Genomic DNA, 25,708 nt, shown 5'->3' with positions numbered 1-25,708 from the left:
TTTTTTTGAAATTATTTGATCTTAAAGTTTTTATGTTTGAAATTTGGTTGTACAATGTCGTATAAATATACTAGTAACCAAATTGTAATTCCTGTTTTCACTTTTAAACTTCTAACTTGATTTTCTGATAATCCTATATTTGGCTGATGAACATTACATAAAATAGAATAACAATTACAAACATATTGAATTTCATTTTTTGTAAACTCTTCTAATGTTCCTTGTTCAAATTTAGATATGAAGTATTCAATTTTATCCATTCTTCTGATTTTCACAAAGTCAATTCTTTGTTTTCCTGAACGAAACTTTTTGAAATCATTTTTAAACATATCAGAATTTTTCAATTCTTCTATTGGTGCAAGTTTTTCGTCAATCAAATATTCTAGTATAGTTCGTAGAGAAATTAAACATTGTCTTAATTTATCAGGATTATTTTCAGATTCTAGAACTTGTGTTGCTCCTATCCATAAATCTTGAAGGTTATGATTTTCTAAATATGGAATTAAATTATTGTATAGAATATCCTCTTTTTCTTTAATATCTGTATCTGTTAAATCAGATATTAAAGAATCTTTTAATTCTCCTGCTGATGTTAAGTTTAATATCTGTAAATCACTAATGAATACAAATTGTAGTTCCGGATTATTTTTTAATTTTTCTCTGATATTGCCAATTCGTTTTAGTTTTTCAAGCAGTTCATTATTACGTAAATTGCCAAACTTCGGAATATCAATCTTAGGTAAAATAAAACTTGGTACTTCTGGGATATTAAAAGCAAATTTTGGAAAATCAAATGTAGGTATATATGATAACCTATTTTTTATTTCAATCATTTTATTAACCTTTTCTTGAAGCGGACTTAAGGAATAAGTGAGTTTAGATAATTGATTCCATTTCGCACTAACTCCTATATTTCTCTGCATTTTTCCAAAATTATTTTCCATCTTTTAATTTTATATTACCATTACATTAGAATAAGCTACACTTAAACAAATTAGAATATACAAGCATACTATTTCTATCTCTGTAAATATTCCAAAATTCCTTTACAAAACCCAAAATTAAATTACTACCCTGTTTATTTACTTACTTGAGTTTTTTTGAATACCACTTTTTTTTCTCATTTGTATAGTTTTTGACACTTGTTTATAGAGTTTAACGTTTTACCGATTGGCGTTCGTTGGGAGATTTCGGAGCACTTCACTTTCAACATACCACCTAAGACCAATAGCAGCACCTCACTTGAATTTAAGCACGTCAGCCAAACAGCTGTTACAAGCTGGCCTCTTTCCTATTGTAACGTTAGTTTAAAAGTTTACTCATATTAATAAAGCTCAATATGTTGGTTTTGATAACTGATTGAAGCTGCATCACTAGAAATTTTATAAAAAACCTGTCTTTCCAATATTTGTATAAATCTTTTCATCAAATCAATCACATCCATATAATCGTCTGGATTAGTAGTTGTAATATGAAACTCACTTTCCTTATTATGGACGATACTATTTCTTATTCGATAAATTAATTGTGCAATCTGATTTCCATCATTGTGATTTAGACGATTTGTAGGTGTAATATTAAGACCCCAGTACAACTTTAAAAATGTTCCTTCCTGTGGAGTTAAAGGATTGAGTTCAAAAGCATCTGCGGCAAGTTCGGCTTGGAAAATTTCTTTAAAACTTCTTTTAAAAACTTCAAATTCTCGATCAGATTGTCCTTTTCCTGTAAACCCATGAATTTCCCTAATAAAAGTCCTATTGACCCTTGCTTTGACTTCTAATTTCACTAATTCGGTTCTGTAAACTAAGTACTCTAAAATGTGATAAAGTTTTAAAAATCGAGTAATAGTTTCATTAGCATGATTTAGTTCATTGATAATGTCAAATACTTCAAAATATTGTTGATATCTAATTGTACCTGAAAATGTAGTAGTTGCACCATGTGCTAATGTGTAAGATAATCTTTGGTCTAAATCTATTTTACCACCTTGCAAAAGTTCTTTGTAATAGATATAACTGTAAATACTCAAGGAACTGTGACCATGAGCGAATTTGTGAACTAAAATTCCCCAATCTTCGTGAGAATTTTGAATATGATTAAGCAGATTAGTAATCTTAAAAGTTTCCGCATCACTAATTGCTGTGGCAATAAAATCTATTAGAGTTCGGTAATCCTGTGAAGCTGGGTCAATGGTGGAAAGCGGATTTATTTTGTGCAATTTTTTCAATGATAAGTAACCAAATTGCAAGTCTGAATAACTAAAAGCACGATTTCGCTTTCTGAAATCAGGTTGAGAAAAATCTAACAGTTCAACATTGTTTAATGGAACATATTCATCTGCTAAAAAAGCTTCTCCGGTTTTAACTTCCTTAAATGCATCCAATAATTCAAGAATTTTTGGTAATGCAATGATTGAAGCGTGTCCCTTTAGTTCATCTATAGTTTCATCATTAGTCCAAAAATCGTCATCTACTTGTAAATCAAAATCAGCAATACCCAATATATAGTGCTGATGAACGAGTTTGTAAAGATTTTTAAGAGTTTCTCTTCCTGTCATAGCACATCCTTTTTAAGATTTGAGTTGAATATGTTTTGCCAGGATGGCTTTTCGTTTTTCAGTAATGAAACAGTATAGTTCATCACAACTTTTCTAATGAAGTTCCCAATGTTCACAGACCTGCTAGAAAGAATGTTGTATTGCTCTTTGAACTCCGTTAAATTAAACCCAACGGATTTTGATTTATCAAGAAGTTCGGCAAAACCTTTGTCGGTAACTTGAGTCAAATAATCCAGACTTGAATTATCATTTAATTGCAAATATTCACCTAAACCTGCTAACATTCCTGAAAGGGTAGTGTCTTTTACAAACCACTTTTTACCCTCATCGCCTTCCTTGGTAATGACAGCATTGTCAATTTCCTTTATGTGCTTAAGGAAGGAGCGAATGAAGTCCGCACTAAAAACATCCTCATTTATATCGCTAGAGCTTTCATCTTGACTAAGCTCTGATACATCTAAATCAGCTATTGAAACCCGTAGAGGTTTTTTCTCTAAATAGGAGCGAATTCCTACAATTATAGAAGTAAACATGTAATCACCAGCATTTCTTTCCCCGCTTTTCACTTTATTGGCAAATTCATCTTTTTCTCTGAATAGATTAATGCCAAGTTGCTCCTTTTGTAAATCTTCCCATAGATAGAGAAATAGCAGTTCAAATTGATGTGTTTTGCTAACGCTACGCTGACCAGCATTAAGCACAAGCATTTTGTGTATAACTTTTTTAGGTGGTAGATTTACCCAAATTACGAAGTAAACATCAAAGTCTCTAATGGCACTTTTAATTTGTTCAAACTCATTATGAGCATAGAAATTCTTAACCTTAGTTAGTGATAAAATGCCAGTATCAAAGAAAATAGGATATTCACTTTTGATTTCTTTGGCAAAAACAGTTGGTTCTTTGATTTTACGTTTCTCAAATTCTTTGATTAAAACATCATGAGCCCACAATCGAAATGTCCTTTGAAGACCATCCAAAATCTCAACATTGTTCATGTCGACATTTACATCATCTCCAACAACTGGTTGTAGGCCTATTTCATTGTAAGTTAATGTAATCAATGGAATTGGGTCACCCTGTTTTATTGTTGTAATAAGTGTATCAAGATATTGATTTTTCACAATCTTTCTTTGTATTGAAAAAGTGTAGAATTCCTTTTTTAAACTCTCCAAATATTCAGCAAGGTTGCCTTTGCAAAGCATCCATTGCCTATCATCTAGTGTTTTGCAGTCTAGTATTTTAAGTTTATACATTTTAATCTAATTTCAAAAGTATTATGATACTAATATAAAATTTATTTTTATGATTTGATTGTTAAATGCTTACAATATTTTCCGTCTTATTTATGCTGACAGATGATAGCTGCGTTCCGTAAATCTAAAATTACGAGATGAGTATATTACTTTTTAATTCCCATTTTCTTCATCCGTATGTTGATCAAGAATTTTAGCGTGCGTGTTGCTCTACTCAATACAAATCCATTTAAATCTTTTTAAAAAGATTGCATAATTAATCCTTTTGGCCTTCACAAGGCTCGTTCTGTTGATCTTGCAGATTGCAATCCTGCATCTTTCTCTTTCTTATTAACTATCTTTCATATCAGCCAAAGAGGCCATCACATTTAAAAAGTCCTCTATTAAGGTTAATCATTAAAAGGTAAAGTTATTGAATTCGTAGCTATCTCTTGATTATATTATTGAGTACATAGAGCTGCATAGATGAAATTATCTCTTTTGAAATTTTGCTCTTTACACAATTTGATACCCCTCAACTTTGATCAATCCATTATTTATATATTTACGGATTTTAGCAAAAGGTAAAAGTAAAAACAACTTCAAAATAAAAACTCAGTATTTTCACTGAATTTCGAGGAGTTTATATTGTTCCTCTAAAAAAAAATACCAACTCTCGTTGGTATTCTATTCATTTATTAAGTTTAAAAAATTGTTCAAGGGTAATTTACTTACTATAATTTAAAATCAAATAGTTCATGTGGATGAACATCTAGCCCCTTGGCTAACTCTTGAATAGTAGAAATTCTTAGGTCTACTTCCCCTTTTTCTATTTTACTGATATTACTATGATCTACATCACATTTTTGAGCCAACTCTCTATAACTTAAATTCAGCTTTTTCCTGAACATCTCAACTCTCTTACCAAATGCTATTCTAAATTCTAATTTATCCATTTCGATTAACTTTGAATAGACAAAATGATGAGATTTTAATAAAATATTGTAGTCGAATTAACCTACATAAAGAAAAATGTTTTATATTTGCTAAATAAGTTACAATAAAGGTAACTTTGCAATACTTCAAAAATAATCGAAGCTATTGCTTAGATTCTCGACTAGAAAACTGGTAATTTTTATGTGTACGAGAAGATAAGTAAATGTGCCCACGACCTCGGCGTGGGCTCACTTATCGTACACGGGTATACCAGTACCTCTAGTCAATAAGTTGAGTTCCACGCTTTTTCTTTTGGGCAATATGTAGTGAGTTAGCGTTTTGATGCAGAGTATTCTTCTTAGAGATTTAAGCAGTTCCTTCCAGCAATAATTTAGCTAAAATACGCTGCTTATGAAAAGGACAAACTCTTTACCCCGGAAGTTAACCGATCTTCAGCTGTACGAACTTCTGAAAAAAGGCGATCCGACCGCTCTGGAACATATTCATTTACGCTACAAAAGACTTCTTTTCTGGGTTGGATGGCAGGTGCTTAAGGATGATTTTGTAGTGGAAACTATTGTTCAGGACACCTTCCTTAAATTGTGGTTGCACCGTGACACAATTGAAACGCCTGATCATATTACTGGCTTTTTACGGTTTGTTATGAAAAGGGATTGTATATCGTATGTTACTGCTCCAAGAAATAAATTCAACCGCTTAATGGCTTCTCTTGATAGTTTTGAGAATTATCAGGATTATCTAGCAGGTTATGACCCGCTAAAAGATAAAGAGTATCTTCTCAGTCAGGAATCCGATCAGAAAAATTTCGATGAAGTCAAAAAGGTTTTACCCGTCATGGATCCTAAAAGAAAACACCTGATTGAGCTTTGTCTGGAATATGGCTTTCAGCACAAACCAATCGCAGAAGCAATGGGAAGCAGTGTGAAAGACATCAGCAATGAGGTGAGCAGAGCCATAGTTGATCTTCGGAAAATTCTGAATAGAAGATCTTTTGAACAGCCTCAGGAAAAACCTTTTGATAATAAAGAGCAGTCAGAAAAACTCAGTAGTCAACAACTCGATATTTTGAAAAGAAGGTTTGAGCAGAAATCTTCATTTGCAGTTATTGCCCGAGACCTCAAATTATCTGAAAAGGAAGTACATCGGGAATTTCTCTATGCGCATCAATTTTTACAGAAAAAAACAAATTTTTAAAACAGATTTGAAATGGAAAAATCTACCATTACACTTACTCGAAGAATTCAGCTGCTGATCGATGTTCCTGCAAATGAACAAAAAGAGATGTGGGACAAACTCTATCGCTATCAGAATCGCTGTTACAGGGCGGCTAATTTAATTGTTTCCCATCTGTATGTTCAGGAAATGATCAAGGATTTCTTTTACCTTACAGAAGAAATACAGTACAAGCTGGCGGATGTAAATAAAGATGAAATGGGAATATTTACTAGATCAAAGACACACACAACTGCACGGATGGTCTTCGATCGTTTCAAAGGAGAGATCACGACCGATATTCTGGGAAGCCTCAACCATACGATTCAATCAACTTTTTCCAAAAACAAAGCAGATTACTGGCAGGGGACAAAGTCATTGAGGAACTTTAAAAAAGATATTCCAATACCGCTTCCTATTAAATGCACTACTAAAATGAGATATGATCCAGAAAAGAAAGCGTTTTGTTTCAATATTTTTGCTATTCCTGTTAAAACGTATTTAGGGAAAGATTTTACTGACAAGCGATTGATAATGGAACGTCTTTTAAGGGGAGAGATAAAGCTTTGTACATCACAGATCCAGCTGAAAGCCGGAAAAATCTTTTGGCTTGCAGTATTTGAATTTGAAAAAGAAGAGCATCTTTTAAAACCAGAAATCACCGCAGAAGCTTCACTGTCTTTGGAACATCCTATTGTGGTAAAAGCCAACAATGTTCGGATCAATATTGGCTCAAAAGAGGAGTTTTTATATCGCAGGCTTGCAATTCAGGCAAGTCAAAAAAGGATTCAAACCGGTATCGAATATGCCCGTTCAGGAAATGGAGCCAAGCGGAAACAAAAGGCATTATATAAAACGGAGAATCTGGAAAGCAGATATGTAAGTCATCGGCTTCACATGTATAGCCGGAAACTTATCGATTTTTGCATCCAACAACATGCGGGCACACTTATTCTTAATAATCAGGAAGACAAGATAGGAATCGCTAAAGAACAGGAATTTGTGCTTCGCAACTGGAGTTATTATGAATTGCAGACCAAAATAAAATACAAAGCTGAAAAGGCAGGTATAGAATTGATCATCGGATAGGTGAAAAAATAACGAGGGTGCTTGTAAACCCGCAGGGTGAGGTCGTGAACACTCACTAAATACTCAAGAGTATATACAACGGCGTGGGCTCTTTTTCTTACCTCAAAGACAGGGTAAGAAAAGAAAAATAACCCAAGGAGTAAAGAAGAAAATTGCTGAATAAACTACTGAATTTCATTGGATAAAAATTACGGATTATTAAGAAGAAAAAATTTACACTAGCCGAAGTCTTTATTTTCCCAAGTGAACTTTTTTAAATTTTCACCAAAATCAACAACATTATTGACAATTTCTACAGTTGTTTGTTTTCCTCTTTTGTCTATTTCAAGTAAAGAAACACTTGCCAATTCAAAATTTTCATCAAGAAATTCAGGCAATAAAGCTAAATTATATCCCAGATATTCACTTTTTACACTAGGATATTTGACTCCACCAATATATGGTGAAGAACTTAGAGAAAGATTAAAATATGATGATGAAATTTTATACAATTGGTGATCATTAATTATTTTTTTTGCAAACTCTGAAGTGAAAAATTCTAAAATTAATTTAAATCTTTCTTCATAGTCCGGAAATTGATTTTTTAAATTACTCCAATGATAATTGAATGCTTTTTTATTTTCTTCTGATTTTAAATAATCTTCTGAAAAGATAATCTCTAAAACTTCTGTTTCTTTTTTAAGTTTCCATCTTCCAAGTGTTGCATAGAATTTTTTATCAAGATCGCTATTTTTTTCAATATCACGAAAAATTTCGCTTGTTTCAATAAGACTCACAAAACGTGGAAGTTTTATATTTTCAGACTCGAAAGCACCATAAAACATAGATTGATTTGGATAATTCGCTCTCCCGTAAGAGCGAATATTTTCAGTGTCCTTTCTATAACTAATATCATCAATAGAATAAAATAATTTATTTTCTTGGTTTATTCTTAACCTGTCGACGTAAAAATTGTTTTTTAAAATTGCAGTCGGGAATGGTATAAATGACAGCGCTCTAATCTTATTAAATAATTCATCATTTGAAATTTTTGTAAGGTCATAAGATTTTAATTCTTCAATTATATTTCTTATTTCTTCAATAGTAGGTAATTTTTTAAAATCCATGAAAGCGATTGATATTAAGTATTATATTAACGTCTAGAGGCTTTTAGATAGTAGTACAATAGATGTGCTAATCTTACGTTTTGTACAAAAGTCGAATTGATGAACAAATGTTGAATTTGTAGTATTGTCCAATGTCGCAACTAAACCTTAGTATGCAATTTTTTTTTGAGTTTAGTCTTTTATTTTATTGTTAGCTCGGCCAAAATTTGTTTGATGTTCAGATGTTTTGCATCTTGAATTTTTTTGGCGTGTATAGCAACCAAATTAATCCAGTCAAACAATTTCGTTTTGTCTGTCGTTTTAGTTTCCCAATATTCCGACAGTTCAAAAGCTGATGTTTGCATTATAGTATCAACGATATTTGGAATATTATCAAACAAGTTCAAAAATATTCTTGGTACTTTTTGATATACATTTTTGCCAATTATATAATCTCTTTTTCCTCCAGCAGTAAACAAATCTCGAACGTTTGGGCAAACAACTGCTTCACGAGTGACCAACCAAATGGCTAATCTCCCAAATTTGTCATTACTATTTCCGAAAAGTTCAGGGAAATAAACCATTGAACTATTTTTCAGTTCTTGTTTTTCTTTAGCAGATAAGTTATTCCAAATTTTTATGACAATGCTACTTGGTTTACTGTTGTTTTCCGCATCCATCCACCAAAGTTCTTCGCCTGGTTTTAGTTTGCTTTTATAGTAATCAACAATTGGTTTTATCGGACTTTCTTTTTTACGCAAAGTGTCATAAGGCATTTTTATTTTGTCAAAGATAGTTTTGCCTTGCTCCAAATTCATATCAATCAAATAACGAGGTGAATGCGTTACTACAACTTCTGAAAGGACTTCTTCATAAGGACGACAACGAAATTCTATTGGGCTTGCTAATTTTGCAAACAACATAAAAATACGTTCGACATCATCAACTCTTGTTCCCTCCAAAACACTATTTCCAGTTGTTTTCCAATGGTTTTGTGTGGTTGTTTTTACTTCAATTCCGTAATATTTTTTAGCAACAATATCTGGAAATTTTTGTCCACCAATTAATTCAATTGAATTTTCAAAAACAGTTCCAACGGCTAAATCTGTCATTACGTCTCTAACATAAGGCTCAAGATTTCTGCCTAAAAGTGTTGCAACTTTCTTTGATGAATTTTTTGCGTGAACATTAAGCTCCTCAATTGTTGAGCAGAGTAACGTATCAAATTCACTTCTATTTGGGTCTGAGTTTACTGAAACTATCATTTGTATCCCTTAAAATATAAGTCCCAAACTTCTTCAATTCTCTTGGCTAAATTATAAGCCAAAAGTGGTGGAACTGCATTACCAATTATTTTGTACGCTTGCGAAGGGCTAACCAAATAGGATCCTTTTCTACCGTTTTTATTTTCTATTACAAAATCATAATCTGGCGGAAAAGTTTGGATTAATGCGCATTCTCTAGGTGTTAATCTCCTTTCTGTTAATCCTTCATTTAATTCCCTTTCTATTTTTCCACCATTTACTGATGAAAGTCTTCTGAATTCAATATTTCCGTGATGTTCAGAACGAATTGTTGGTGCGATTCCTTCTAATTTTATTTCAGTCTGTCCTTGACAATGTTTACCCATAAATTTTGCCTTTGAGTAAAATTTCTGCGACAAATCTTCTGTATTTTCTGGTTCTTTTAGATTTTTAAACAAATCTTTTAATTGAACAAAATGCTTCAAATTTTCGCCTTTAACTGTGTAAGAATGAGTTGGAGTTGGATAAGGATTATATTGCTCCGAAATCGTTTCTTTTTCTAATTCTGCCAAAGCAGATTTTTTCAAAGCAGATTTTTTGATACCAATAAAAATTACTCTTTCTCTCGATTGAGGAACTCCAAAATTTGCCGAATGTAAAACTTGTGGGTCAAGTACAATGTAGCCGTTTCCGTTAGCAGATGAAAAATCATTCTGAATAATAGATTTTACATCGCCAAGATTTACAAGTCCTTTTACATTTTCTGCGATGAAAATTTTTGGTTGAGTAATTTCGATCACTTCTTTCATCCACATATAAAGTTGTCCGCGAGTTTCAGCAGAAGCGGTTTCTTTTTTAATCAGTTGTCCTTCATGATTTTTATGAGAATTGAAACCATTTCTTTTGCCAGCAATACTAAAATCTTGACACGGAAATCCTCCCGTTACTACGTCAACTTCTTCTGGAAAAACATTCACACCATTTCGATACATTTTCACTAAATCTACAATACTCTCTTTGTAGAAATCTTCGGCATTGTGTCCCTTTTTTGAAAAATAATTAATCCAAGCATTTCTTGCATCAGTTAAAATATCGTTTGCAAAAACGGTTTTGAATTTTGTTCTTTTTAGTTGAACAAAACCATTTTTTTCTTTTTTATCAATGAAATGCGGTGTTAAAATTTCGTTGATTGATTTTTGTAATACCGAAAAACCACCTTCAAAACCTAAGTCCATTCCACCACACCCTGAAAAAAGTGAAAGAACATTAAGTGTTTCTTTTTTATTATCATTAGTTGATTTTAAGGATGATTTTGGATAGTATAAAATATCTAATTGTGGTTCTCGAACAATATTTAATTCTGTCTCTAAAGTTTCAGCACGCATAAGTTAATTTTTTACAAGGTTAGACTTTAGGTATTTCACTTTTTGCTCCGCAACTTTCAAAACTTTGCTTGCACAATCTTCACCTGCAATTTCATAAGCAATCTTTTCGCTTATAAATTGAACTAATAAATATTCTTTGTCCAATTTAAGAATTTCCGCAAGTTTTAAAATATTATCTTTAGTCGGTTTACGTTCGTTACGCTCAATCTTGCTCAAAATCGCTTGGTCAATATCTAAGTATGATGCTACTTGGCGAATTAGCAACCCCAAATTTTCTCGTTTTGCTCTTATTATTTGTCCCACTGTTTCCATATGAAAAATTTTACTTGACACAATTTGTCAAATATAAGTTGTCATTTCGAACTATACAAATTTGATTGCTACTTTTTAGTCATTTTTATGCATTTAAAATAGGGCTTTGTAGAGCGGGTTTGGGTATTATCGAGGGCGGGTATTTATAGCAAAAAGCTCAATCGAAGAATGAAATACTGAACTGGACAAAGTTTCTAATTGAAGCCCTTCAGCACATCTTTGACAATTCCTTTTAGCTGCTGGTCTTTTGTTTCTTCTCATATTTTTCTAAATGCTGTAATGAATTGATATATTAAAAAGGCCTACTTGAATTTTATTTAAATAATCTATTATAATACACAATCTATTATGATGTTAAAAAAATGACCACTGTGACTAATGTCTAAGATTACAAAATAATAACCGAGAATAACTGCATTTAAAGATGGAGAAGTATTGACAATTTTTTGCTATCTACTTTTTTTACTCGCCTCAAATCCATCTTTAAACCTCAGAAAATCTTCCGCTTTTTTAGGATTATTCTTGATCCATAATTGCATTACTTGAGTGTTTTCACTCAAAACTTTTATTTCATTTTCATCGTAGATTTTTTTCCCTTCATCAGCAATTTCATTTAAAATATCTTGGCGTAGTTCACTTTTGGCTTTGATGCTTTCTTTGTACCAATTGGTTGCGAAAGTGCTGGAAAGCAAAAAAGTGAAAATCCCTAATATAATAATTCCTAATCCGCTCCAATTAAACCTCTCATTCATTTTCATTTTCTTATAAAAATCCGCATAAAAACCTTTAGTTTCTTGTGAAAGGACTATTTCTATTTTGGTGGGAATTTCTTTTACGGCTTCAAAGTCTAATTGCAGTTGACTAATTGCCAATAGCAGATCTTTAATATCTGCTTTCACTTCAGCATTAGATTCCTTATTCTCCAAATTTGAAGCAATATTTCTTTCATTAGATTTTACAACATTTTCTAAAAGTTCCATTCCATTACTTTTAGATTCTTTATTTTCATTTTCCATATTTATTTTTTAAATTTTTAATTATCGTCTTAATTTTCGTTTCTTTTTCCAGAGTTCATCTTCGTCTTGAGAAACATAGGTTGGTTTAAGGAAGTCACCTAGCAATCCACCTGCAATTTCTATTAAGCTTTCATTTGTTTCTGATTTCAAATAATCAATTACATCATTTTTTATACTACTTTGACTTAATAATATTACAAGAGAACCAAGATCAGAATCTATTGCAGTAAGAGAGAACCCGACATTTTTCCGAAAAAACAAGCCGTTTTTCTCTTCACTACTGCCAATTTTATTTATCCATATATCCTGAATTTCATTTTTTCGATTGGCTTTAAGTTCTCCGGTATATTGAATCTTTACAGAAAATCCCTTTTGTTGGAGATTTTCCCTAAACTTTTTTAAGTTGTCAGCGTTTTTTTGTGCTTCCCTGACGACTCTTTTTATTTCAAATACAGATTTTATTTCAGAAATTTTCAGCTGATTTGAGATTTCAGATAATTTGTAACCAGCTTTATAAATCCTTTCGGTTTGATGATTTTTGTCCTTTTCCATCACAATCCGCATTCCCGAAATCCCGTTCTTCACATTTGAAGACAATTGAATGTCAAAACCTTTTTTTTTCATTTCTGAGATCAGATCATCAAAATTATCTTCTGACCTAATAACCTCGGTCAAGCTTTTCAGCATCTCAGCTTTTTTCTGAATACCAATCTCTATATCAGTCAATAATCCTTTTTCTTTGCATACTTCTCTAACAGCTTCACCAAATCTCTTTCCGATATCGTGCGCTTTCACGGTGCACTTTCCCGAAATATTAATCCTGTTCACGATAAAATGAATGTGCTTATGCTTTGTGCTGTTGTGAATATTTAATCGGTACTGATTTTTGTTTGTCACTCCAATTTTTTCCAAAGCTTTGATTGCGATTTCTAAAAATTCTTCATTCTTCAATTTTCTACCAATTTCGTCCGGTTGAGAAATGTAGCCCGTCAGTGCCCATTTATTTACTTTGGGATTTCGGTCGGCTACTGTTTTCATTTCTAAATACTGACCTTCCGAATTTGAACTTAAAAGACAATTTGACGAAATCATTTCCGCTGTTCCTTTATCATTGCCATTGTATTCCAAAGCAATCTTTGTGATAGCTCTTGTGCTTGCCGAATTATTCATTTTTCTGAGTTTTAGAATATAAATATTGATGCATCATTTCGATCAGATTTTCAATTCTTACTAAAATTTCTTTCTTATTTTCAAAAACATTCCATTCTCTATTTCGTAAAAGATTGCTTATTTTTTTAAAATTAGTTCCATAATGAAGTAAGACTTCATCGGTTTGAAATTCATTAATTTTAAGTTCCTTTTCGAACAAAATATTCCGGATATAAGTAGACAATTTTAGCGGATATTCTTTTTGTTTTTTGATTAGAATTTCATATTCGGAATTGGTCATTCTGACCGAAATAACCTTATCCAGCTTTTTATTTTCTTTAGTCTTCAATCCACCTTTCCGACCTAATTCCTTGAAATATTTTTTTCTTTTTTCCTGAGCAATCTTCGTCTCATTTTCATTTGTAATTCCAATGATCAATTCTTCTAAAAAGTCTTTTTCCATCGCATTAATTTTTTGTGTTTCAAAACATTTCTGACGATAGGAAGAAATCAAAAATCCCAATTTTGCAATCAGCGGATACGCTTATTGTAAACTTTGGGTACTTTTTGCACTAACATACCACCATATTTTACCTGTGTTTATTTTACTCACCTTCGCTTGTGTTTCACTTGTCTTTCAGGTGATGGATTTTTGTGAATCATCCAATCATTTAAGTCTTTAAAATCTGAATAAAAAATCCGACAATCTTCCACATCTTGATTTTCATTTCTAATAATTTCAACCGCACGATTTCCAGCTTCATCATTGTCAAAATAAAGCTCAATATTATCATAAACTTCGAGTGATTTTTTAATCTTTGAAATCATCGACACAGAATTTAAAATGAGATAATCGGCAGGTTCTTTTTCTAAAAAATTCTCCACATTTTTAAATGAAAGAAAATCGAAAAACCCCTCGAAAACCCGAAGTGATTCTGATCCATTTTTTATGGTAGAAACATCTTTTTTGCCCAAACAAATTTTTGAATATTTATTGCGAATTTCATAACCATCGGAATCGTTTTTAAATCCAATTCCGAAATTATTTTTATTATTCATTCGATAATGAATCTCTTTTAAAAATTTGGTTTGATCTCCAACTTTCCTATTTTTTAAATATTCCAAAAGTGCAGGATGCTGGATTTCATTCACGTCAAGTATCTCATAATTTTTACTCGGGTTTTCGAACTTCTGATCAGGAATATTTTGATTTAGAAAAGAAGAAAAGTTCTGATCTTCTGCCCAAATTAAAACTCCATTTATTGAAATATTCAGATACTTCTTCATAAAGTCAGTATTGTTTCCGCCGATTCCTTGTGAAAATAAGTACCATTTGTTTATACTTTTATTGATTTTAAAAGAGGCTTGGGATTCGCTGGCAAAGGGGTTGAGATACCAAGCTTCTTTTTCATTTTGTTTCGTTGGAAGGTGTCCGAGAGAAAAGAGGATTTCTTCCAACGGGATTGTATTAAATTGTTTGCAGTTCATTTTTAAATTTTTCTGTGATTTTGTTTAAAAGACTTACCTAATTACCAAAATCCTGATAATCAAAATATTAATTTCAATTATTTAGCTACCTTTAATCACCTACTTACCAGAATTTTCTTTTATAGGTAAGTTCAGGTAGATTTAAATAATTGGACATACCTTAATAATAAATTGGTTTTCAAATACTTAAGAGATTTAGGTAAGTAGGTAAATGATCATATAGTATTAAAATTAATTTGCGATTTTTGACCGGATGAGATAGCCATAAATCTGTCTTTGCGGGTGCTTAACTCTGGGAAATTTAAAAGACGATAAAGCCCTTCCAATTTTCAAATGATTTAGGCGAATTCCGTGAGAATTAAGATCAATCATTACTTCTGTTGCGGTTTTAAATTCTTCCAGATTGTCAGATGCTTCATAGAATTTACTCACCATTTCCTGTTCTAAAGTCATTTGTGTGAAGCGCTCATTGCGTTTTTCGTTTTCGGAAATATCTGCTAAAGTGAGTTCGGGATTATAGTTTTCTCGTTTGTAAGCATTAAAATAAGCTTGAGCCCAAACCTTATCAATTTCAATTTCAGATGAATAATTAAAGTTGATTTTCTCGATGACTTCAAAAATAATCCAACGAACACTTCCGGATTCGTCTGTTAGAAAGTCTGTTTTGTTGGTAGAACCCACGAAACTGCAAATTCTTTCCAGATATTCGGCTTTCCTTGCATAAGGCAATCTTTCGTTGATATGCGTTTTTGAGATCATCGCTTTCAAAGAGTTGATGTCAGCCTTTGCCAAAACCGAAAGTTCATCTAAATTGATAATCAAATTTTTGCACAATTTGATTCTGCTATCTTTATCCAAACCAATATCTTCCGAGAGGTAATTCGTTAGTTTTTTAGGAATAAAAAATCTTAAGAATGTTGACTTTCCACTATTCTGAATGGTATTTGCCAAAACCAAACAATGTTTATTGATTTTCTCTTTTTCTAAAGCACAAAAGACCGCTCTGGTGAACCATTTCTCAACGTGATACAAAAATTTTTTATCGTCGTTAGTCTTCACATAACTGCATAATTTTGCGATATGATCTTCGCCATCCCAATCCTCCAAACTTTCAATATATTCTGAAATAGGATTATACTGTTCTATCAAATGGCTTCTGACCAAGATTTCCAACTTATTAATCGGTATATTAATTCCAGATTGAATGAGCTCTATAAACAATGAGTTTAAATTCAGATCAGTCCATTTTTTATCTTGTATCAGTTTGATTTCAAACTCCAGAGAGATGGTGTTAAATCTTAATGAATATTTCGAATTGAGATAGTTTAGAGTGCGATCAAAAATAGTTTTTCCTTCTGTACCATTTTGATACAGAGTATTTTTCTCTTCCATAAAAACATCTGGGTATTGTGGAAACAGAAACAAATAATTATTATATTTGTACTTTACTTCCAAGTAAAACAAAGATTTTAAGCCTAACTACTGCTATAGTTAGGCTTTATTTTTTGCGTAAAGAAAATTCTATCGCTTCTTGTTGAATTTCATCATTTGATTTATGGCTGTTTTTTAACAACCACTCGTCAATTTTTTTTCGTTCAAAAAATAGAACTTTCCCGTTGGGTTTAGAAAAAGGAATACTGTGCGAATGAACTAATTTGTAGATGTACGATTTCTTGAATCCCGTATAATCTGCAAGTTCTTCGACGTTGAGAATTTCCTTTAGACCGAAAATATGTTTTTCAATTCGGTTGAGTTTGTGCAGAATGATTTCGTTATTTTCCATTGTTTTCGTTTAACAAATTTAATGAAGCAAAAGTCACCATAGAAAACCTTAAAAACAATAGAGTCAGACACTTAAAGATGAAATAAGAATGATGTGGATTAATCTGGAATGTCAAAAGTCTAAAAAAGAATAATCTGGATTAAAATAGATTCAGTACAATTTTACTAACTAAATATTACTCTACCTAAAAATATATTTTTTACAGTTCGATATTCAATTCCGGGATAATCTCAGCAGCTTCTTTCATTTTGCTATCCACGATTTTAGCATAAATCTGTGTAGTTCTCAATTCTCGATGTCCCAATCTTTTGGAAACGGTGTAAATATCTGCACCATTTTCCAGAAGTAAGACAGCATTTGTATGTCGAGCTGAATGAAAAGTAATATGTTTCGGAACCGCAGCACGATTGCACCAGCGGATAATTTCAGTATTGTAGGTCATACCATATTTTAAGCCTTTGAAAACTCTTTCTTGGGGATCTTGTCTTTCGCCCAACAGTTCTCTGGCTTGTTTTGAAATATAAAGATATTCTACACCCTCTGTTTTTTCTTGTCGGAAATTGACTCTAGAAATATCACCTTCATCACGGACTTCTTTCCAAATCAAAGTATTAATATCCGACCATCGCAATCCTGATAAACACGAAAAAAGAAAAGCTTTTTTCAAAACCGGATATTTACATTCCGCTTTTGCTAATCGTTGTAGTTCATCAAAAATCAGATATTCTCTTTGGCTTTCAGCTTGTTCAAACGATTTTATTTTTGAAGCATAATTTATCGTCAAATATCCATTATCGAAAGCATTTCGAAGTGCGGCTTTAAACTTGTTGAAATAAGAATACTTTGAGTTCTGAGAAAGAGGTAAATCACTTTTACTAATTGCATCCTTTTCAAAGTATCTCCGAACTTTTTTAATGAAATATTCATCAATTTCCTCAAAAGTTAAATTCTTTGGAACTACTTTTTTTAAATGCTGGTAAGTAGAGAACCAATTACCATAATTATTTGACGAATCGAGCGTTCGTTTTTCCTCAGCAAGATCAGCGAAGAAATTTAAAAATACCCGTTTAGCTTTCGCAGTATTTTTCAACTCAAATCTTCCTTGAGCATATTCAGCCTTTCGAATTGCAATAACATTTTCTGCAAATTCCAAAGCTTCTTTATTTTCTTTTTTTTCTTTGGCAGTTTTTGGATCTATAATTAGATAGGTGTCTAAATTCTCAAAATTTCTCAGATGCTTTCTTTTTCCGTCATCAGTAATTTCAGAACCACGGTAAAACTCGATTGACAGACTGATCCTTCCGTCCTTTAATTTTCTTTGACTAAGTGATATTTTCATAAATTCTGTTTTGTACTACTTTGTACTACTTTTCACTATTTTCGAGGTATGAAGTAGTACAAAAGTGGTACAAATATACAAATATAGTCTAATAAGAGAAAATAAAATTTATATAACTATCTGATAGTCAAACAAAAGAAAGAAAAAGAAATCAAAGAAAAGCTAATTTATTTCCCGATACAAAACTTACTAAAAATATTACCCAAAACTTCATCGTTACTAAACTCTCCGGAAATTTCACCAAGATATTCCAATGCATTTCTAAGCTCATAAGCCAAAAGCTCAGTTGTAATCCGGGACGTAACAGCTTCTTCTACTTTTTTCACAGAATCCAGAGATTTCTTCAAAGCTTCGTAGTGGCGCTGATTTGTAATGACTACATTATTTTCTTCAGATCTCAAAAGCTCTACAAATGATGATAATTCATTTTTAAGGTCCTGAATATTTTGGTTTTCAACCGCTGAAATCTTGATAAAATCAAAATCAGAATCGATTTCTTTTCGGAAGGCTTCTTCTACCAGCTCATATTTTGTTGGCAGAACTTCGTCAATCTTTGTAGCACAGATGATGAGTTTGAGATCTTCTCTTAGCAACGGTTTTAAGATTTCAAAATCCTCAGAAAAATCCTCCGTTGATGCGTCTGCCAAATAAACCAAAACATCCGCAGAATCTACCTTTTCCTTGGCTTTTTTTACGCCGATTGCCTCTATTTCGTCCACAGTTTCGCGCAAACCTGCTGTATCAATCAGTCGGAAAGCATTGCCTTTGATGTGCAGGATTTCCTCAATCGTATCCCTTGTAGTTCCCGCAATATTGCTCACGATCGCCCTTTCTTCTTTCAAAAGCGCATTCAAAAGCGTGGATTTTCCGGCGTTTGGTTTTCCGATAATCGCAACTGCAGTTCCGTTTTTGATCGCATTTCCATATTGGAAACTTTCAATCAGGGAACTCAACTTAACTTCAATTTTATTAAGTAATTGATTCAATGCCGTTCTGTCAGCAAATTCCACATCTTCTTCAGCAAAATCCAATTCCAATTCGATCAACGAAGTAAAATTCAAAAGATCATTTCTAAGAATCGAAATCTCTTTTGAAACACCTCCTTTTAATTGATTTAGAGCCACTTTTCTGGATGCTTCATTATCAGATGCAATGAGATCCGCAATAGATTCTGCTTGACTTAGATCGATCCTTCCGTTCATAAAAGCACGCGTTGTAAATTCTCCCGCATTCGCCATTCTCGCACCATTTTTTATCAAAACCTCCAGAATTCGTTTTGCGATGTATGGCGAACCGTGAAAAGAAATTTCTACCGAATTCTCCGTTGTAAACGTCCTTGGAGCGTGGAAAACTGAAAGCATTACTTCATCTATCACTTCATTTTCTTCTTTGATAAAACCGTAATGGATCGTATGGGAATCTACTTTTTCCAAATTCTTGCCTTCAAAGATTCTGTTTACGATTTCAAAAGATTGTTCTCCGGAAATTCTTATAATTCCGATTGCGCCTATTCCGTTTGCCGTGGCCAAAGCACAGATTGTGTCCTGATTCATCGTACAAAATTACGGAAATTTAGCAGGCTAAGAAACAATTTTAATTTTTGAAATTTTGAAGAAAGATGTGAATGCCGATTTCTTTTGAATTGAATTTTAAATATTTCTAGCATATAATTAATGCCAAAAAAATCCGCCAAGAAATAGCGGACTTTAGTTATAGAAAGGTAGTTTAGTTTTTAATTTCATTTTAAGATTATAATTTCCGGAAACGTTCTCCCATTACGATCGCATATCCCTGATCAAAAGCCATCGTAACATCTATCCTGTCATATTTTCCGGCATTTGCTCCCTTCCATCCACTTTCTCCGTTGCTTCCATATTTGAGAATAAGAACTACCTGATAATTGCTATTGGTTTCGCTTTTTCTTTTTTGAATATTGCCGTTGGCATCCGTCTCAATCCAATATTCTACAGGATAGGCTTTCACATCATGAACCTGAAAATAACCAGATCCGTCACTTCGGATCTCTACGATAGGCTCTTTGTCTTTTTCGTACAAATATTTTCCCACTATTTCTGTTGGGATTGCCTTGGTTCCATAGTAACTATTGCCGGCAATCGTAAATTTTTCCACCTGTGCAGATAGAAAACCAGTAAACACTGTTAAAATGATGAATGTAATATAAGATCTCATAACAACTTGATTTATTTTACTCAAATTTAGTTCAGTAATATCACGGTTACAATACGCCAAAAGGAGTATTTTTTAGAATCAGATTGAAAATATCAATGCAAAAAAAAATCAGATTTACTGGAAACCTGATTTCTATATTTTGAAAAAAATAAATTGTGAAGTTGAATTAGAAACCCCAAAAACTCCACTGTTCACCGTTAAAGACAGCTAATGTTTTTATACCGCCATTATTAATAAAAGTCATTGTTCCCGGAGCAGGATTAATGATCTTCTGATAAGAAGAGGTAATTGGAAGAACCATTGCTTTTGTGCTGGATTCTAACACCAATACGCCATCTGCTGTGGACGTCTCACTTCCAATTATCACTTTTGCACTGCTATTTTCTTTTGCTACAGGCTGTATCGTTAAATAAGAAGATACATTGCTTGGCTGAACATTAAGATCCACCCATACTGTTCCTGTGTAGTACTTTACCTTAGCGGCAGTAGGTGTAGTTGCATCCAGAATAATGCTTCCCGGTGTCGTAATGGCTGATTTATCTGTTACATAAGGAACAATCAATCCCTTATCTCCAGTGTTTGCGAACTCCATCAGAACAGAAGTTTTGTTTGTAGCTGTACCTACATCATCCCCAAAAATCACCTGAGCCAATAAGCTCGATTTAAAAATAAATACTATTAAAACTAAAAATATCTTCTTCATTATGGACAAGTTTTTTTATTATAACATTTCCATCCAGTTACGGAATCAACATAAATTTTTAAACAATTTTCTGTGGTATCATAAACCATCATTCCCTCTACAGGATTTGTAATATTAGCAAGATTTGCAGTTGAGGTTCTGGTAACTACAAAAGGTTTTTTATTGGATTCCAGCGCAATATGTCCGCCTTTTCTTACCATTGGCCAATTGTTGTTACTTGTCTGATTACCGGCACGACCCAAAGATGTGATCCCGATTTTGGTATCCAAAGCAGTTCCGGACGTAACTGCATTTTCCAGACAATAAAGTGAAAGAGAGTTGGTACTGTATGCAGAAAAAGCAACGTCACTATCACCCGATAGAACCTGTACAAATTTTACAGCATTCATATAATTGGAAGACGTAAGCCCAAAATCACTTAATTTAAAAGTCAGTATTCTTACATCACGCGTGGTACCGGAAAATCCTGTTCCGCTGTTATAATTATGAGGACAGTTGCCTGCATAATAAAAACTCCAAAGCGCCTTACCAGAAGGTGACACGGTGGAAAAATTAACGTCCTTCTGAACACCAATTGTGTTCCCGGAAAGATCTGTAAATTTAAATATATCAAATGTAGTACTTGGCTCTCCTACCTGAGTCACAATAATATCCGGAATATCATCATTAATGCAATTTGGATTTATATCTGCGAGTACATTTACAAAAAATACTAAATCTTGTTTCGGAATATTAAAAACCGCAGTACCCAGATCCAGACCGTTGATCCCATCTCTTAAATAATATCCTAAAGAAATATCACAACTAAGAGAAGGCGTATTGGTTTGGTTCTGCAGTACACCATTTACATATCTGGGAATTCCAATAAGAAAATTCTGATTTGTACTGGTTGTATTAAAAGAAGTGGGAAAAGCCTTATAACTTTCATTCACATAACTGATTCCATTTGATGTCAATCTAGCATTATTCACACCTGTAGAATAAGTAATGCCACCAACTGTAAGCCCAATCAGATTATTAGTGTCCTGAGCAGTAACATAAGTAGAAGTATTATTCTGAGAAGTCCAGTAATTGTTGTAATCTCCGAAAATTGCGGTGGGCCTTAATTGAGAGTAACAGAAACAACCTGATAAAAAACTAATTAAAAAAAACACATTTGTATTCAAAATCTTTTTCATTATCCATATTTAATTTTACAATAACATTCATTATAGTCCTGTGTTTTTTGCAAAAATAATAAAAACCAAACAAACAATTAATTAATGATAGTTAAAATCAATAATATAATGATATTTATCATTTTTTTACAATCATAAAATAATATTAATACAGAAATTATAAAATTTAATTAAAGGATTAATTTCAAAAAACCAACAGTCAATTACAAGTTGTAATCCTTATCTTTGCACGAAATTTTTTAAGACAATGAATGCATTTATAGAAGAACTGAAATGGCGCGGACTTTTTTCTGATATGACGCCGGGAACGGAAGAACAACTGGATAAGGAATTGACGAAAGCCTACATCGGATTTGACCCGACAGCAGATTCTTTGCATATCGGAAGTCTTATTCAGATCAAAATCCTGGCTCACTTTCAGCAGCACGGTCATCAGCCGATTGCTTTGGTTGGGGGCGCAACAGGAATGATTGGCGATCCTTCAGGAAAATCCGCGGAACGCAATCTCCTTAGCGAAGAAACACTACTCCATTATGTAGATTGTCTTAAAAACCAATTGTCCAGATTCTTGGAGTTTGATGGTGATGGCGACAATAAAGCCATTCTAGTCAACAATTACGATTGGATGAAGAACTTCACGTTTCTGGATTTTGCAAAGAATATCGGAAAGCACATCACTGTCAATTATATGATGGCGAAAGATTCTGTAAAAAACAGATTATCCGGAAAAGAAGGTGTGGACGGAATGAGCTTTACAGAATTTACCTACCAGCTTTTGCAAGGTTATGACTACCTCCATCTTTACCAAAACGAAGGTGTAAAACTTCAAATGGGTGGATCTGACCAATGGGGAAATATCACAACCGGCACAGAATTAATAAGAAGAAAAGCCAGAGGCGAAGCTTTTGCTTTAACTGTTCCATTGATTACAAAAGCAGACGGTTCCAAATTCGGAAAGTCGGAAAGTGGCGAGAATTATTGGCTTGATGCTAAGAAAACATCTCCTTACAGATTCTACCAGTTCTGGCTGAATGCAACGGATACAGACGCAGAAAGATTTATCAAATTCTATACTTTCCTTCCAAAACAAGAGATTGAAACTTTAGTAGAAGGACATAAAACTGCTCCTCACGAAAGAAAACTTCAGAAAAAATTAGCGGAAGAAGTAACGATTTGGGTTCACGGAAAAGAAGAATACGAAAAAGCCGTAAAAGCTTCCAACATACTTTTTGGACAATCTACAGCAGAAGATCTTGTAAGTCTTGACCAAGAATTATTCCTGCAGATTTTTGATGGTGTTCCTCAGAAAGAATTATCACAATCAGAAGTAATTGGAAGCAATATCATTGATTTGATTTCCGAAAAAACAGGATTCCTTAAATCTAAAGGTGAAGCAAAAAGAGAGCTTGCAGGTAATTCAATTTCTATTAATAAAACTAAGGTGGGCGAAGACTATTCAGTTTCAGAAAACGACTTGATTGATGGAAAATTCTTACTCATTCAAAAAGGGAAAAAGAATTATTTCATCGTTTCTGTTAATTAAAATACAGTGTACTTTTTACAAGTGTACTTAAATAAATAAAATATGGACTTACAATACCTCGTAAGAGAGCCTCAAAATATCACACCGGAAACACCAATTTTGTTTCTGATTCACGGTTACGGAAGCAATGAGCAGGATCTCTTCAGCTTCGTTCCGACTTTGCCGGAAGATTGGTTGGTCGTAAGTTTCCGTGCGCCAAGAAATTCAGACAATGGTGGATACGCATGGTTTGACATTGATTTTATGAATGAAGAAAACTTTCTTGATGAGCCTCAGGCGGAAGAAGCTGTGAAAGTGGTTTTAGAAAACATCATGAAAGTCTCAAATCATTATGGATTAACGACTAACAAAACCCATCTTTGTGGTTTCAGTCAAGGTGGAATGATTGTTTATTCGTTGGCTTTACATTATCCTGAATTATTCTCGAACATAGCCTGCCTCAGTACATTTCCAGAGGATAGAATGTTGAAAAACATTGTGACAGACAAGAAAAAACTGGAGCATTTGAGATTTTTCATTTCTCACGGGACAGATGATGCAGCGATTCCATTGGAATGGGCAAAAAAAGGTGCGGAATTGTTGTACGATCTCAGCGCATATTTTTCGTTCAGAGAATATATGGCAGGACACGGCGTAAACCAAAAAAACTATATGGATCTGATGGAATTTTTCAAGAAATAAATTGCTTTTGGTTTCTTGCTTTTGGCACATTGCGTAAAAAATCCCGACCATTTTATTAATGATCGGGATTTTTTTATGTGAACTATTTAAAGTCGAATTATTCTAAATTCTAATTTCTTTGTGAATTCATCAGGTCTTCAATTTCTTCAACCGTAATCGGAATATTTGCCATCATATTGAAAGGCGTTCCGGAAGCCTGAATCACATAATCGTCCTCAATCCTAACACCGAAACCTTCTGCCGGAATATAAAATCCAGGCTCATTTGTGAAAACCATATTTTCCACAAAATCATCGGTCAGGATTCCGTAATCGTGCGTGTCCAATCCCATGTGATGAGACGTTCCGTGCATCATAAATTTCTTGTAAGCCGGCCATTTTGGATCTTCGTTTTGAACATCTGCTTTGTCAATTAATCCTAATTGAAGCAGTTCCGAAGTGTAAACTTCGCCCATTTCTTTATGGAATCTGTGCCAGTTATTTCCGGCAACCAAACGTTGTTCCGCCTCTACTTTGCACCTCAAAACGGCATTGTAGATTTCTTTTTGCCTGTCAGAATATCTTCCGTTTACAGGAATTGTACGAGTTAGATCTGAAGAATAGTTTGCGTATTCTGCACCAACATCCAAAAGAATCACATCACCATCTTTACATTGCTGATTATTAGCAATATAATGAAGGACATTCGCATTGTTTCCACTAGCGATGATCGGCGTATAGGCAAATCCTTTGCTTCTGTTTTTTACAAATTCGTGAATCAATTCAGCTTCAATTTCGTATTCCCAAACATTTGGTTTGATGAAACTTAGCAATCTTCTGATTCCTTTTTCCGTGATATTACAAGCGTTCTGGATCAGGGCTAATTCTTCCGGCTCTTTGATGCTGCGCAAACGCTGCAGGATTGGATTGCTTCTTTTGTAATTGTGCATCGGAAAATCAGATTTTATTTTTTTAATAAATCGATCTTCACGGATTTCGGTTTCTACAGCGCTTCTGTAATGTTCATTTTTGTTGAGGTAGACATTTTCTGCTTCGTACATCAATGTTTTGAAGATCTTATCAAAATCGCTTAGCCAATACACAGTTTTGATCCCCGAAGTTTCAAAAGCCTGATCTTTATTGAGTTTTTCGCCTTCCCAAATGGCAATATGATCATTAGTCTCTCTTAAAAATAAAATTTCACGATTCTCCTCAAGATAAGCATCAGGAAAAATCACCAAAATGCTTTCTTCCTGATCTACGCCGCTGAGATAGAAAATATCACGGTGCTGCTGAAAAGGCATTGTAGAATCTGCACTGATGGGATATATATCGTTTGAATTGAAAACGGCTAAAGATTTTGGTAATAAAGAATCAGCAAATTTCTTTCTGTTTTTTACGAATAATGAACTTGGAATCTGTTCGTATTTTGTAGTCATTTAAAATAGATGTTTGATTAAACTTTAAAAAATATTGAATTAAATTTTAAAGCGTTCCAAATTTACAAAACCTAAAAAGATTAAATTAAAATCCCAGCCTTAAATTTTTCATAAATTATAAATCTGCGTAAACCGAACAAATTCTTAA

Annotated in this window: 24 protein-coding genes; 4 read left to right on the top strand and 20 right to left on the bottom strand. The window is 33.1% G+C overall.

Translation table 11 applies throughout. The features are described 5' to 3' along the window. Window positions 1-11 precede the first annotated feature (11 nt). The 4 genes from OPU68_RS09960 to OPU68_RS09945 form a co-directional block, all read right to left on the bottom strand. On the bottom strand, window positions 12-944 hold the full coding sequence (locus OPU68_RS09960) for a pPIWI-associating nuclease domain-containing protein (RefSeq protein ID WP_498473832.1): 933 nt from the start codon (window positions 942-944) through the stop codon (window positions 12-14). Window positions 945-1,324: 380 nt separating this feature from the next. After that, window positions 1,325-2,557 carry a hypothetical protein gene (locus OPU68_RS09955; RefSeq protein WP_498473831.1) on the bottom strand — a complete coding sequence of 411 codons (1,233 nt, stop codon included), beginning with the start codon at window positions 2,555-2,557 and terminating at the stop codon, window positions 1,325-1,327. Next, window positions 2,554-3,810 carry a hypothetical protein gene (locus tag OPU68_RS09950; protein WP_498473830.1) on the bottom strand — a complete coding sequence of 419 codons (1,257 nt, stop codon included), beginning with the start codon at window positions 3,808-3,810 and terminating at the stop codon, window positions 2,554-2,556. Before OPU68_RS09950 ends, OPU68_RS09955 begins: the two co-directional genes overlap by 4 nt. 713 nt (window positions 3,811-4,523) lie before the next feature. After that, entirely contained in the window at window positions 4,524-4,745 is a 222-nt protein-coding gene (locus tag OPU68_RS09945; RefSeq protein ID WP_498473829.1) for a helix-turn-helix domain-containing protein, read from the bottom strand. A 391-nt stretch (window positions 4,746-5,136) separates the two neighbouring features. On the opposite strand from OPU68_RS09945, the gene OPU68_RS09940 reads away from it, so the two are divergent. Both OPU68_RS09940 and OPU68_RS09935 read left to right on the top strand, forming a co-directional pair. Then, window positions 5,137-5,940, top strand: a complete 804-nt coding sequence (locus OPU68_RS09940; protein ID WP_498473828.1) for an RNA polymerase sigma factor — start codon at window positions 5,137-5,139, stop codon at window positions 5,938-5,940. Window positions 5,941-5,952: 12 nt separating this feature from the next. Continuing rightward, window positions 5,953-7,047: a nuclease/transposase family protein gene (locus OPU68_RS09935; protein WP_498473827.1), complete on the top strand. Its 1,095-nt coding sequence runs from the start codon at window positions 5,953-5,955 to the stop codon at window positions 7,045-7,047. 218 nt (window positions 7,048-7,265) lie between these two features. Here OPU68_RS09935 and OPU68_RS09930 read toward each other — a convergent pair whose 3' ends face one another. The 15 genes from OPU68_RS09930 to OPU68_RS09860 all read right to left on the bottom strand — a co-directional run bounded on the left by OPU68_RS09930 (window position 7,266) and on the right by OPU68_RS09860 (window position 21,919). After that, entirely contained in the window at window positions 7,266-8,153 is an 888-nt protein-coding gene (locus OPU68_RS09930) for a hypothetical protein (RefSeq protein WP_498473826.1), read from the bottom strand. Between the two features lie 179 nt (window positions 8,154-8,332). Next, on the bottom strand, window positions 8,333-9,397 hold the full coding sequence (locus OPU68_RS09925; RefSeq protein WP_498473825.1) for a hypothetical protein: 1,065 nt from the start codon (window positions 9,395-9,397) through the stop codon (window positions 8,333-8,335). Further along, entirely contained in the window at window positions 9,394-10,761 is a 1,368-nt protein-coding gene (locus tag OPU68_RS09920) for a DNA cytosine methyltransferase (RefSeq protein ID WP_498473824.1), read from the bottom strand. The genes OPU68_RS09925 and OPU68_RS09920 overlap by 4 nt, the downstream gene beginning before the upstream one ends. Before the next feature lie 3 nt (window positions 10,762-10,764). Then, the gene (locus OPU68_RS09915) at window positions 10,765-11,073 is read right to left on the bottom strand and encodes a helix-turn-helix domain-containing protein (protein WP_498473823.1); all 309 of its coding nucleotides are present in this window, start codon (window positions 11,071-11,073) and stop codon (window positions 10,765-10,767) included. 449 nt (window positions 11,074-11,522) lie between these two features. Beyond that, window positions 11,523-12,089: a hypothetical protein gene (locus OPU68_RS09910; RefSeq protein WP_498473822.1), complete on the bottom strand. Its 567-nt coding sequence runs from the start codon at window positions 12,087-12,089 to the stop codon at window positions 11,523-11,525. Window positions 12,090-12,110: 21 nt separating this feature from the next. After that, a complete protein-coding gene (locus tag OPU68_RS09905; RefSeq protein ID WP_498473821.1) occupies window positions 12,111-13,259 on the bottom strand; it encodes a relaxase/mobilization nuclease domain-containing protein in 1,149 nt (382 codons plus the stop codon). After that, a complete protein-coding gene (locus tag OPU68_RS09900) occupies window positions 13,252-13,701 on the bottom strand; it encodes a plasmid mobilization protein (protein WP_498473820.1) in 450 nt (149 codons plus the stop codon). The genes OPU68_RS09905 and OPU68_RS09900 overlap by 8 nt, the downstream gene beginning before the upstream one ends. Window positions 13,702-13,847: 146 nt before the next feature. Then, entirely contained in the window at window positions 13,848-14,726 is an 879-nt protein-coding gene (locus OPU68_RS09895; RefSeq protein WP_498473819.1) for a DUF8464 domain-containing protein, read from the bottom strand. A gap of 231 nt (window positions 14,727-14,957) precedes the next feature. Continuing rightward, complete coding sequence (locus OPU68_RS09890) at window positions 14,958-16,181, bottom strand: VapE domain-containing protein (RefSeq protein WP_498473818.1); 1,224 nt, start codon at window positions 16,179-16,181, stop codon at window positions 14,958-14,960. Between the two features lie 43 nt (window positions 16,182-16,224). Beyond that, complete coding sequence (locus OPU68_RS09885; protein ID WP_056222955.1) at window positions 16,225-16,509, bottom strand: helix-turn-helix domain-containing protein; 285 nt, start codon at window positions 16,507-16,509, stop codon at window positions 16,225-16,227. Between the two features lie 199 nt (window positions 16,510-16,708). Continuing rightward, window positions 16,709-17,848, bottom strand: a complete 1,140-nt coding sequence (locus OPU68_RS09880) for a site-specific integrase (protein WP_498473817.1) — start codon at window positions 17,846-17,848, stop codon at window positions 16,709-16,711. A 167-nt stretch (window positions 17,849-18,015) separates the two neighbouring features. After that, entirely contained in the window at window positions 18,016-19,401 is a 1,386-nt protein-coding gene (gene mnmE, locus OPU68_RS09875) for a tRNA uridine-5-carboxymethylaminomethyl(34) synthesis GTPase MnmE (protein WP_498473816.1), read from the bottom strand. 196 nt (window positions 19,402-19,597) lie between these two features. Next, on the bottom strand, window positions 19,598-20,038 hold the full coding sequence (locus tag OPU68_RS09870; RefSeq protein WP_498473815.1) for a hypothetical protein: 441 nt from the start codon (window positions 20,036-20,038) through the stop codon (window positions 19,598-19,600). Window positions 20,039-20,204: 166 nt separating this feature from the next. Further along, on the bottom strand, window positions 20,205-20,741 hold the full coding sequence (locus OPU68_RS09865; RefSeq protein ID WP_498473814.1) for a hypothetical protein: 537 nt from the start codon (window positions 20,739-20,741) through the stop codon (window positions 20,205-20,207). Further along, on the bottom strand, window positions 20,741-21,919 hold the full coding sequence (locus tag OPU68_RS09860) for a phage tail-like protein (RefSeq protein WP_498473813.1): 1,179 nt from the start codon (window positions 21,917-21,919) through the stop codon (window positions 20,741-20,743). The genes OPU68_RS09865 and OPU68_RS09860 overlap by 1 nt, the downstream gene beginning before the upstream one ends. Before the next feature lie 247 nt (window positions 21,920-22,166). Here OPU68_RS09860 and tyrS point away from each other — a divergent pair, with 247 nt between their 5' ends. Continuing rightward, window positions 22,167-23,462 (top strand): tyrosine--tRNA ligase, encoded by a 1,296-nt coding sequence (tyrS, locus tag OPU68_RS09855; protein WP_498473812.1) that lies wholly within the window; start codon window positions 22,167-22,169, stop codon window positions 23,460-23,462. Window positions 23,463-23,504: 42 nt separating this feature from the next. Beyond that, window positions 23,505-24,143: an alpha/beta hydrolase gene (locus OPU68_RS09850; protein WP_498473811.1), complete on the top strand. Its 639-nt coding sequence runs from the start codon at window positions 23,505-23,507 to the stop codon at window positions 24,141-24,143. 109 nt (window positions 24,144-24,252) lie between these two features. On the opposite strand, the gene OPU68_RS09845 is transcribed toward OPU68_RS09850, so the two are convergent. Beyond that, window positions 24,253-25,560: an aminopeptidase P family protein gene (locus OPU68_RS09845; protein WP_498473810.1), complete on the bottom strand. Its 1,308-nt coding sequence runs from the start codon at window positions 25,558-25,560 to the stop codon at window positions 24,253-24,255. Window positions 25,561-25,708 lie beyond the last annotated feature (148 nt).

The sequence above is a fragment of the Chryseobacterium sp. TB1-D10 genome, from assembly GCF_059803555.1.
The sequence above is the reverse complement of the archived record's forward strand: the minus strand, read 5'-3'. Positions and strand labels throughout refer to the sequence as shown.